Origin of the sequence: Streptomyces sp. NPDC007917, assembly GCF_042959105.1 — a bacterium.
GTDB lineage: Bacteria > Actinomycetota > Actinomycetes > Streptomycetales > Streptomycetaceae > Streptomyces.
Genome location: NZ_JBIBKK010000024.1, coordinates 143,979 through 153,887 on the forward strand (window position 1 = coordinate 143,979; position 9,909 = coordinate 153,887).

Here is a 9,909-nt window from a genome sequence, read left to right on the forward strand (position 1 = left end):
CGAAGCTCAGTTCCTCGTCGGCGCCGGGGCCTTCGCCGGCCCGGCCAGGTGCTCGGGTTCGAGTACGAAGACTGGGATCACGCGGTGGGTCTTCTCCTGGTATTCGGCGTACGGCGGATACGCGGCGACCGCGCGCTGCCACCACTGGTCCCTCTCGTCCCCGGTGAGCTCACGGGCCAGCATGCCCTGGCGTTTGGGACCGTCTTGGAGATCCACCCGCGGGTCGGCCCTGAGGTTGAAGTACCAGACCGGGTGGCGCGGGAAGCCGCCCTTCGAGGCCACCGCCGCGTACCGCCCCTCGTGCTCCACACGCATCAGCGGAATCTTGCGGATCTTGCCGCTCTTCGCGCCGCGCATCGTGACAATGACGACCGGCAGGCCCGTATCCCAGAGCGTTGTGCCCTGTGTGCCACCCGAACTCTCATACAGCTCGACCTGTTCGCGCACCCACTGCGCCGGACTCGGTTCGTACTCGCCCTGAAGAGGCACCGCGTTCACCCCATTGTCGTGTACGGATTATGTCGGAGACAGTCCAACACAAACATCGCGCGAAGGGAGACCGCCGTTCCCGCTCCGCCGACAACTTCACGTGAGATGGCAAGGTCCCGGTGCCGCACCCGGCTTTGTGTCTCCTCAGAGAGCCGGGGGCTCGGGCTGACCCTCGGCTCGCTCGCCGCCGGGCTGGCGCTGGTGGCGGCGTTCATCGTGATCGAACGGCGCGCCCAAGCGCCGCTCGTCCGGCCGGAAATCTTCCCCAAGGCCGTGATGGTGCGGGCCGACCTCGCCGCGCCGCTCTTTCTCGGCGCGTTCTTCGGCTTCCAGTTCATCGTCACGCTCTACCTGCAGGAGCTGCGCGGCTGATCCTCCCTGCAGACCGCGATCGCGCTGATCGTCATGGGCTGCGACGCCGTGCTGGCGCCCACCCTCACCCCGCGCCTGGTGAATCGCTACGGCAACAGCCGGGTGATCTTCGGCGGCTTCCTGCTGGCGATCGTGGCCTACGGGCTCTTCCTGCCCGTCGAGACGGACTGGCCATACGCGGCGATGTTCCCGAGCCTGATCATCGCGGGCACCGCCTTCGCCCTCGCCTACGGTCCGCTCACCATCGCGGCGACCGACAGCGTGGCCAAGGAGGAGCAGGGCCTGGCCGGCGGACTGCTGTACACCTTCACCCAGTTCGGCTCGGCGGTCGGGATCTCCGGGGTGACCGCCGGGTACGGGATCGCCGCGGCCGGCGCCGATGGCTCACCGGGCGCGGTGCTGGACGCCTACCGCACCGCGCTCGTCGTCCCGGTGGTCATGGTGCTCCTGGGGGCGGCGGTCGCCGCTCTCGGCCTGCGCGGCGCCAGGCCCGCCGACGGCCGGCGGAAGGCCGCGGCGCCCGCGGCCCGCGACGAGGTCAGCGACGGCGTTCCGGGGTGAGGCCGACGGAAGCGACCGCGCGAGCACCGCTCAACGTGTCCGAACAAGGAAGGGCCAGAAGACGATCACGGGCAGGACGAAGGCCGCCGCGACGGCGTTCAGCCCGCCGAAGCCGATCCAGTCCATGAGGGGCCCGGCCAGGCCCGCGCCCACTGCTGCGACGACGTTCATCGCAGTGTCCGTGGTCCCCTGCACTCCGGGCCGCAGAGCCGCGGGAGTTGCCTCGCTGAGCATCGCTGAGCCGGCCACCAGGCTGAACGACCAGCCCAGGCCCAGGAGGAACAGTCCGGCCATCATCATGCCGACCAAGCCGTGGCTCAGGCCCGACAGCAGCGCGGACGCGATGAAGATGGCCTGTCCGGCCACCGCGGTGGGCAGATGACCGATCCGGTCGGCGAGCCAGCCGACGACGGGCGAGAACGCGTACATGCCCAGCAGATGGCCGCTTATGGTGAAGCCGACGATGGTGAGGTTCGCGCCGTCCTCGGACATGCTGACCGGAGTCATCGTCATGATGGCCCCCATGACCGTGTGGGCCACGACCATGGTCACGAAGGCGAAGGCCGCCCGCGGGGCGTAGCGAAGATGACGCAGGCCCGCTCGCAGCGTGCCGGTCTGCGACTCCCCCGCCTCTTTCGTGGCCTCGACATGTGACGCCTCGGAACTCGTGCCGCTTTCCGGTTGTCCTTCGGCGTCCTGGTGCTGCCGGGCCAGCAGGAGCGGGTCAGGGCGGAGCAGGCCCCACAGCAGTACCGATGCCAGCGCCATGCAGACGGTGGCCAGGACGAACGCGCCGGCCAGCCGAGGGAGGTGCAGAACCGATGCCACGCCGGCACCGGGATCGGCGAGGTTGGGCCCGATCACCGAACCGATGGTCGTCGACCACACCACGAGGGACAGAGCCCGGGCCCGGTGGTGCGGCGCGGCCAGGTCGGCGGCCGCGTAGCGGCTCTGCTGGCTCGTCGCGCTTCCGATGCCGAAGAGCAGCATCCCCACTATGAGCAGGGGTATTGACCGGCTCACCGCCGAGCCCACGAGCAGGGCTCCGCCGACGGCGGCCGCGAGCCATCCGGCGCTCAGGGAAGACCGGCGCCCTCGCCGCTGCGCGAGGAGGGCAAGAGGCACACCGACCGCGGCCGCGCCCGCCGTCGTGGCCGTGCGAGCCAATCCGGCGTAGGTCCCACTCTGGGCGACTGACTCGGCCAGCAACGAACCGATCGACACCGATACGCCGACACCCACCCCGCCGACGATCTGTGCTGCGGCCAGCGTCCGGACCGTACGCTGCTGCGCGGCGCGGACCCGTGCCTCGGCCTGCCATGGCACCGCGCGTACGTCCTGTGATGCGGTCACGTGCCGGCACTCCTTCTGGGATGTCAACTGGTTGCGGCCGACAAAGGCGGCCCACGGACGGCCTCTCATGGCTGGGCGGACGCCGAACCGACAGGTCGGCACCGTGAGTGCGCGGTTCCTCGGGGCGGGAGCCCGTCCGTGGGCCGTCCCGGCGGGCCAGGGCGAGCAGAGCCCTGGCCTGGGCGTCGGGCGTGTCGGTGACGGCCGTGGCTGAGTTCCGCGACGCGCCGCCGGACGATTCGTCGTCGACGGTGAAAGCCAGGACCCACGCGACGACAGCGGTCAGCCCGGCCGCCGCCGCGGCGAGCGTGCGGCTGCGTCGGCGGACACGTGGGGCGGGGAAGAAGAGGACGGCATGAGAGCAACCTTGTGCCGGGAGAACGAGGTGTGGACGAGCGGACGGCATCGGCGGGGCGGGCGGCTTCGCCTGTGGTCGGCGCACGGCGGCCCGGATCAGGTGTGAGCAGCCCGCGACCGGTCACATGCGGGCGGCGCGCAGAGCCCGGGAGTACGCGGCGCGCGGCCTACATCCGCAACCGGTCAAGCACAGCCGACGCTGTCGGCGGGGAGAGTCCCGACCGTGTGGGGTGCACCCGCCGGCGGGTCGGCCGCAGCCCCTGACTCGACGCGGCCGCGCCGGGGAGGGGCGGCGTCGGCAGCGCAAAATGACATCACCTCAGGTCACACCTGGTCACGGCCAGGCCGGCCGTACTCCGCGCGTCACGCGTAGGGGTGCAGGACGAGGTAGCCGTCGATACGGCGGACATGGTCGGAGTCCGGGTCGGTGGGCAGTGCATGCCCGAGGTGCTCGGAGCGGACTTCGCCGATCCACTGGTCGTGCTGGTACTCATGATTGATGAGCGCGGTCAGCAGATGTGTCCCGACGATGGTCATCTGCGTGGGGGCGCTCACCTTCCCGGCGGCGATGTCACCGATGCGGGCGTGCACCCGCTCGGCGACGGTTTCCCTGAAGGCGGTGAGCCGCCGCACCGTCGGCAGCGCGCCCCGGAAGTGTTCCGGCAACGCGGAGTCCATCAGGGAGTCCAGAGCGGGATCGGGACTGGGCTCGGCCGCGGTGAGATTGCGGATCATGAAGTGGGCCACGTGGGCCTGGTGGCCGAGGTGCCATCCGATGGCGCTGAAGTCCTCGCGCGGACGCCAGATCACCTCGTCCGGGGTCAGGTCCTTCCACAGCTCGTCGGTGTAGCCGCGGGCACGGTCGTACTCACGCAGCAGCGCTTCCAGCTCGTACATGACTCCTCCTCGAGGTAACCGGTGGGGGTGAGGCCATGAAGGCGCTGTCCGAGCCATCCCACGACGGACCGCTGCTGCCGGCCGACGGGAGACGGCGGGAAGGGACAGCTCGATGGTGGCTGCTGGACGGCCTGCCGATGAGCCATCGCGATGTCCTGCTCCCGAATGTCCGAGGTGGTGCGGCTGACGCCGTCGCACCGCCGCCAATCTAGAGATCGGGATCGCAGGCTGGTAGGGGACGGAGCCGAATGCCCGCATCAGCGCCTTGTATGGCTCATGCCAGTGGGCGTCTGCCGGAGCACGCGGGCCCTGTCCCCACGGTTTTGGACCCAGCCCCCTTCAGTCAGCAGCCTTGATCGATGACGTCGTGGAGGTACTGCATGGCGAGCTTCTCGGCGTGGTGGCGCCGTTCAACGATCGCTCCACCGGCACCGGACCATCGGCGGTAGAGATCGACGGTGGCGAGGAGCGCCCGTCCGGCTTCGTGGCGGTCGTAGCCGCACAGCGTTGCCTGAAGGCTGCGCGCCTCTTCAGGCGCGATGGTCTCCAGGTGGCGTACACCGCGGGGGATCTCGCCCACCCGGCGGGCGGCCAGGGGGCCGAGCACGGTCTCGCGCAGGTAGGTGAGGAAGCTGATGGTCTCGAACAGTTCTCCGCGGCCGAGCTTCGTCGCGCCGTAGTGCACCCAGATCCAGAACCGGTCCTCGATCCACTGGAGGTCGAACGCCGGAGTGACCGGCGGCTGCTGGGCGAGGGCGCCGGTCAGGAGGCCGTCCCGGTCCCACAGGATCTCCGGGTCCTCGGTCCGCTCGGCGAAGTCGGAGGCCCGGACGAACTTGAAGTCGACGTGCAGGAGAGGCGGCCCGACGAGCGTGATGATCAGGCGCGGCTCGCCGACATGCTCCCCGGTGAATCCGGCCACCAGGGAGGTCCAGGAGCCGATCAGCACGAGCCGTTCCCGCATGACCGCGTCGTACGCCTCGTCATCGATGACCAGGATCAGGTCGACGTCCGAGTAGACATCGGGGCGGCCTCCCGCCATGGACCCGGTGATCGCCACGCCGGCCACGCGCGCATCCTGCCGGATCCGAGGAAGCGCGTCGCTAAGGAACCGGCTGTGCAAGGAGGGGATGTCCATCTGCTTTCCTTCCGATCGGAGCAAAGCAGATCAACGTAACACTCGGCCGGCCGGGAATCGCAACCCGAATTTCTCCAAGCGGCCCTTTGCCCAAGCATCCCTAGCGGCTTGTGGTGGGGATGGTGATGCCGCGGCTGTTCGGGACGCCGGGTGCCGCCAGTACGGCCTGTGCTGCTCGCTCTCCGGCGGCGAGGGCGCCTTCGATGTGTCCGGCGTGGTCGGTCGCCGTCTCGGTGGACGCCCAGTGCAGGCGGCCGTCCAGTGCCGGCTGCTGGTAGAGGGGGTGGCCGAAGAGCGAGTAGTCGGCGAGGTGCCGCACGGTGGACGGGGAAGTCCACTGCTCGGTGCTCCAGTTCTGCACGTGCAGAACGTCGGGGGTAGCCGCGGCCGGTCCGAAGAGCCGCGCGAGCTGTGCTGTGACTGTCATGTCGAATCCGGGGCCGACGGTGTGGGCGTGCGCGAATCCGAAGAGTGCGGCGGGCCGCCCGTCGGGCCCCGACATGTCGTGGATCTCCTGGAGCGGGCCAGGTCCTGCTGAACGCCGCACCGGCCAGCCCCTCCTCCCGCCAGAACGCTGCCGGGTAGTGGGCGACGACCTTGACGACGGCCCCCATCCAGACCGGAGTGGACCGGGCGAGGCGTACGAGGTCGGCGGGAAGTGTGTCGCCGAAGTCGATGCGCTCCAGCGCCAGTGCCGGGGGGATGGCCAGGATGACGTGCTCGGCGTGCAGGGTTCCGCCCGGGGTGAGCACGGCAAGGCCGCCCTGACCGATTGGGCGGATGGCGGTGACGGGCGTGTTCAGCCGCAGGGACTCGGCGGACAGCGAGGCGGCGAGGGCGGTGGCGAGGCTCTGGGCTCCGCTGGCGAAACGGCGGGAGGGGGCGTCGATCAGGTTGCCGGCGAAGCGGCGTGTGCCGGCGGTGTCCTGGAGGATGGTGTCGCCGGCGAGGTGCTGGTCGAAGGTCTCGATGCCGCTGTGTGCAGCCAGGTTCCGTACGCGCTCCTCACCGTCCCAGAACCAGGTGGCTCCCAGGTCGAGGGCCCGCTCGGGGTGCGATGTGGGGGCGGAGAGCAGGCGCCCCGACGCGGTCGCGGGCCTCCAGGCAGAGGGTGTCGCGGCCTGCGGTGTGCAGAGCGGTGGCCGCGGCCAGTCCGGAGGCGCCGGCGCCGACCACGATCGCGTTGTGGCTGTCCTGGTGGGACATGTGTGGCTTCCTTTTTGATCAGGCCGAACCCCCGCTGTCGTCGGTGGTGTTTCGGCGTCCGGCTTCTGGGACGTTGCCGAGCCGGTGGCATCGAAGCGGGGGTCTCGTAACCGAGCTTCGCCGCGAACTGGACGGCGAGGTGCCCCAGGCCGCCGAGCCCGAACACGGCGACGCGACTGCCCTCGCGCGCGCCGGCCTTGCGGACGGCGTTGAAGGTCGTCACGCCCGCGCAACCGAACGGGGCCGCGTCGAACCGGACGCCGAAGCCGACCTGACCGTCGACGGCGCCGGCCTGCTGCTCCGCCGCAGAAACTGCTCACCGAGGCGCCCAATCCCGCGAGCCATTCCGACCCCGCTAGCGGCCGGCGGACCGGACGGACAGGAACGAGTCAGCCACTCCCCCTCCTCAGCAGCCGGCCCCGTCCCGTGGACCGGCGCTCGCTGGCGATGGGCGACGGCCGGCGTGACCGCGAGGACGCCGTGGGTGGCCCGGTAGTCCCAGGAGCCCGGGACAGGCTGGGCAGGCGCGTGGTCTCCTCCGCCCGGTCCACGGCATTCCGCCACTCCACACCGCAACCCCCGGCTGCTCGACCTGCTTCCGCAGGTGTTGGGCAGCCTCGATGACGGCGTCGTGGTCGGCGGTCCAGAACTGGGGGCAATGGACAGCCCACCTCACCCCGTCCCGGCCCTGGTGCGCCGGGTGGCGGTGACGGCCAGGAGAGCCAGGGCGAGGACCTGGATCATTACGACCACGGTGATCAGCACGGGGATGGAGTAACCGTACAGGCCTCCGGTCAGCGCACCGCCCGCGAGGCTAGCGGCGCCGACGACGCCGGCGAAGACGCCGTAGGCGGTTGCCCGGCGCCCGGAGGGAACCAGGTCGGCCACCATGGCGCGCAGGGTGGATTCCTGGATGCCCATGGCCGCGCCCCACACCAGCGAACCGGCTGCGGCCAGCGCGACGGTGTTGGTGAATGCCAGGCACGCGACGGCGGCGGTCAGCACGGGCAGGACCACCAGGACCTGGGGGCCGTGCCGGTCGTACAGCCAGCCGGTTGCGAGCGCGGCGACGGCATCCACGGCCATGGCGCCGGCGTAGAGCACGGGTACCCAGGCAGTGGTCAGCAGGTGGCGTTGGACGAGGTGGTAGGAGAGTACGCCGAAGGTGGCGAACCCGGCAGTGGTGGCCGCGGTGAACGCCGCGTACGTCCAAAACGCCGTCGGCAGGCGGCCCTGCGGTGCGGCCTGCGGCGTCTTCGCGACCGCCTCACGCTCGTAGGCCTCAGGGTCAGGGACGCGGATCCGCAGCCAGACCAGCAGTCCCAGAGCCGCCGCGCCGGGCACGGCCAGGACGCCCAGGGCGGGGGCGTAGTCGTCGCCGGTGAGCGCGAGTACCCCGGCCACGAGCAGCGGGCCGACGAGGGCTCCGATCTGGTCCATGGCCTCGTGGACGGCGAAGCCGCGGCCGCGGCCGGTGGCCGCGGTGGCGTGCGAGAGCAGGGTGTCCTTGGCCGGGGAGCGCACTGCTTTGCCGACCCGTTCGGCGATCACCAGCACGCAGGCCGCCCACAGCACCCCGGCCACGCCGAGGAGCGGCACGGAGACCACCGTCAGCGTGTAGCCGGCGATGGCCAGGCCCCAGAAGCGGCGGGTGCGGTCCGCCAGCGGGCCGGAGACCAGCCGCAGACCGAGCGCCGCTGCCTCACCGGCGCCGGTGACGACGCCCACGATCAGGGAGGAGGCGCCCAGTGAGGCGAGCAGGGGGCCGGTGATGGAGCGGGCGCCTTCGTAGACGAAGTCGGCCAGCAGGCTGACCGTGCCGAACCACACCACGAACCGCCACGGCCGCATCCTCACCGGTCTCCCCACCTCTGCCTCGGCTCCGGCGCCCGGCTTCATGCCCACACCGCCTGCGCGAAGGCCGCGCCGACGAATGCGGCACCGCGCCCAGCGACCACGCCGGCGATCACATTGGCCGCGGCGCAGAACCGCGCCCCGCCCTCGGCCAGGCGCCGCGTCTCATAGGAGAACAGCTCGCGGCGCTGGGCCGGCACCGGCAGATCGATGTCCGGATCGACGGGCTCGACGGCCCGGTCGCGTGGAGCTGTCATCAGCGGTCGCGTCTCCGTCTCCTACTCGTGCGGCGCCCGGGCATGCGGACGCGTCTGGTCACAAGTAGGGACTGTTGGCGGCACCGGTGCCGCGGTTCGGGTACGGCGAGCCCCACCACCGCGCGGCAGTCACACAGGCTGCCGCAGACCACCAGAGTACTGGCCCCGGAGCCTTATGGTGTCTGGTGGCAGGCCAGGTGCACGCTGTGCCCGGTCAGTGTCCGCGCGGGGCGTACATGATCACCGCCATGCCGGTCAGGCAGATCAACGCGCCAATCGGCGCCGATCCAGACCCAGCCGCGGTGCTCGCGCACGCCGCGCCAGACCAGCCAGGCACCCCCGATCGAGTGCCGCATCAGGCAGCATTCGCCCTGGGCGGTCTGCGACGATGACTCCATGGACGAAGAAGTCATTCCCATTCTGCGCGTCGAGGACGCTGCGGTGGCGGTCACTTGGTACGAGCGGCTGGGCTTCGCCAAGCAGTGGGAACACCGCTTCGAACCGGGACTTCCCGCGTTCGTCGAGGTCGCCCGGGGCGGGATGCGGTTGTTCCTGTCGGAGCACAAGGGCGATGCCCGACCCGACACGTTGGTCTACCTCCGCATTCGTGATGTCGAGGCCATTGCCTCCGAGTTCGGTGTGCAGACCAAGGACGCTCCGTGGGCGCGTGAGATCGAGCTGCGCGACCCTGACGGCAACCGACTGCGGATCGGAACGCCGGCGGAATGACACTCGCCGGCAGAGCGCGGAGCGCGGCACGGAAGCTGGGCTGCCGGCTGAGCGAGTATGCGTCCGCGAGATCGACGACGACGAGGGAAAGGGGGTGCCCGGTGTGGCCGGGCACCCGCGGTGCAGTCGGCGAAGGTGTTGTAAGTGGCCCAATAATGCGCGGTTCCCGCCGCGATGCCGACCCCCTCCTCCCCCTGCGCCACATGGTTGGACCCGCCCCTGGCGGCGGTGGTCGCGTCGGACGAGACGGCAAACGCCGGCGCGACCGAAGCGCGGCCTCACAGCGCGCCACCCAACACCGGGCGAGTTCAGCGACCAACTCGCGCGGGTATCCGCATGGCCCCGCACTCGCCGACCAAGATCAGTCGCAGGTCGGCCCATTAGGGTCGGGGGCATGACGTCACCCCTTGCCAGCAGTGCCTTCGACTCGCTCCGCCTCGACGCCGTGCCCGACCAGGAGGCGCTGCGCCGGGCCTACGGACTCCCCAGCGACGCGGCCGTACGCAAGCAGATGACCGAACTCACCGAGCAGACCAAGCGGTTGATCGGATGCTCATCGCTGGTCCTGTTCGCCAGCGCGGACGCCGAGGGCAACTGTGACGTTTCCCCGCGCGGCGGCCCCGCCGGGTTCGTCGCCGTCCTGGACACACGGACGGTGGCGATACCGGACGCGACCGGCAACAAGCGTCTGGACAC

At 70.7% G+C, this 9,909-nt stretch carries 11 protein-coding genes and 2 pseudogenes; 4 read left to right on the plus strand and 9 right to left on the minus strand.

Features of this window, described 5'->3' with window-relative positions; translation table 11 throughout:
* Positions 1–6: 6 nt before the first annotated feature.
* Entirely contained in the window at positions 7–489 is a 483-nt protein-coding gene (locus ACFZDL_RS35440; protein WP_353595400.1) for a nitroreductase family deazaflavin-dependent oxidoreductase, read from the minus strand.
* A 105-nt stretch (positions 490–594) separates the two neighbouring features.
* On the opposite strand from ACFZDL_RS35440, the gene ACFZDL_RS35445 reads away from it, so the two are divergent.
* Both ACFZDL_RS35445 and ACFZDL_RS35450 read left to right on the plus strand, forming a co-directional pair.
* Positions 595–861 (plus strand): hypothetical protein, encoded by a 267-nt coding sequence (locus ACFZDL_RS35445; RefSeq protein WP_391193346.1) that lies wholly within the window; start codon positions 595–597, stop codon positions 859–861.
* A gap of 33 nt (positions 862–894) precedes the next feature.
* Positions 895–1,422: an MFS transporter gene (locus ACFZDL_RS35450; RefSeq protein WP_391193348.1), complete on the plus strand. Its 528-nt coding sequence runs from the start codon at positions 895–897 to the stop codon at positions 1,420–1,422.
* 30 nt (positions 1,423–1,452) lie between these two features.
* Here ACFZDL_RS35450 and ACFZDL_RS35455 read toward each other — a convergent pair whose 3' ends face one another.
* From ACFZDL_RS35455 to ACFZDL_RS35490, 8 genes and pseudogenes are all read right to left on the minus strand, one after another.
* Positions 1,453–2,775, minus strand: a complete 1,323-nt coding sequence (locus tag ACFZDL_RS35455) for an MFS transporter (RefSeq protein WP_353595399.1) — start codon at positions 2,773–2,775, stop codon at positions 1,453–1,455.
* A 720-nt stretch (positions 2,776–3,495) separates the two neighbouring features.
* The gene (locus ACFZDL_RS35460) at positions 3,496–4,029 is read right to left on the minus strand and encodes a DinB family protein (RefSeq protein WP_353595398.1); all 534 of its coding nucleotides are present in this window, start codon (positions 4,027–4,029) and stop codon (positions 3,496–3,498) included.
* Between the two features lie 343 nt (positions 4,030–4,372).
* Entirely contained in the window at positions 4,373–5,167 is a 795-nt protein-coding gene (locus ACFZDL_RS35465; protein ID WP_353595397.1) for a nucleotidyltransferase domain-containing protein, read from the minus strand.
* A 100-nt stretch (positions 5,168–5,267) separates the two neighbouring features.
* The gene (locus tag ACFZDL_RS35470) at positions 5,268–5,714 is read right to left on the minus strand and encodes an FAD-dependent oxidoreductase (RefSeq protein WP_353595396.1); all 447 of its coding nucleotides are present in this window, start codon (positions 5,712–5,714) and stop codon (positions 5,268–5,270) included.
* Between the two features lie 25 nt (positions 5,715–5,739).
* Positions 5,740–6,243: pseudogene (locus ACFZDL_RS35475) on the minus strand (FAD-dependent oxidoreductase); the annotation flags it as partial.
* On the minus strand, positions 6,173–6,373 hold the full coding sequence (locus tag ACFZDL_RS35480; RefSeq protein ID WP_353595395.1) for an NAD(P)-binding protein: 201 nt from the start codon (positions 6,371–6,373) through the stop codon (positions 6,173–6,175). The pseudogene ACFZDL_RS35475 and the gene ACFZDL_RS35480, both read right to left, overlap by 71 nt.
* 672 nt (positions 6,374–7,045) lie before the next feature.
* Entirely contained in the window at positions 7,046–8,224 is a 1,179-nt protein-coding gene (locus tag ACFZDL_RS35485) for an MFS transporter (protein ID WP_353595468.1), read from the minus strand.
* A 44-nt stretch (positions 8,225–8,268) separates the two neighbouring features.
* Positions 8,269–8,403 (minus strand): annotated as a pseudogene (locus ACFZDL_RS35490) (fluoride efflux transporter CrcB); the annotation flags it as partial.
* A gap of 477 nt (positions 8,404–8,880) precedes the next feature.
* Between ACFZDL_RS35490 and ACFZDL_RS35495 the strand changes: the two are divergent.
* Together ACFZDL_RS35495 and ACFZDL_RS35500 are read left to right on the plus strand one after the other, a co-directional pair.
* The gene (locus tag ACFZDL_RS35495) at positions 8,881–9,213 is read left to right on the plus strand and encodes a glyoxalase superfamily protein (protein WP_353595394.1); all 333 of its coding nucleotides are present in this window, start codon (positions 8,881–8,883) and stop codon (positions 9,211–9,213) included.
* A 394-nt stretch (positions 9,214–9,607) separates the two neighbouring features.
* Positions 9,608–9,909: pyridoxamine 5'-phosphate oxidase family protein (locus tag ACFZDL_RS35500; RefSeq protein ID WP_353595393.1), on the plus strand; the 302-nt coding region annotated here is incomplete at its 3' end.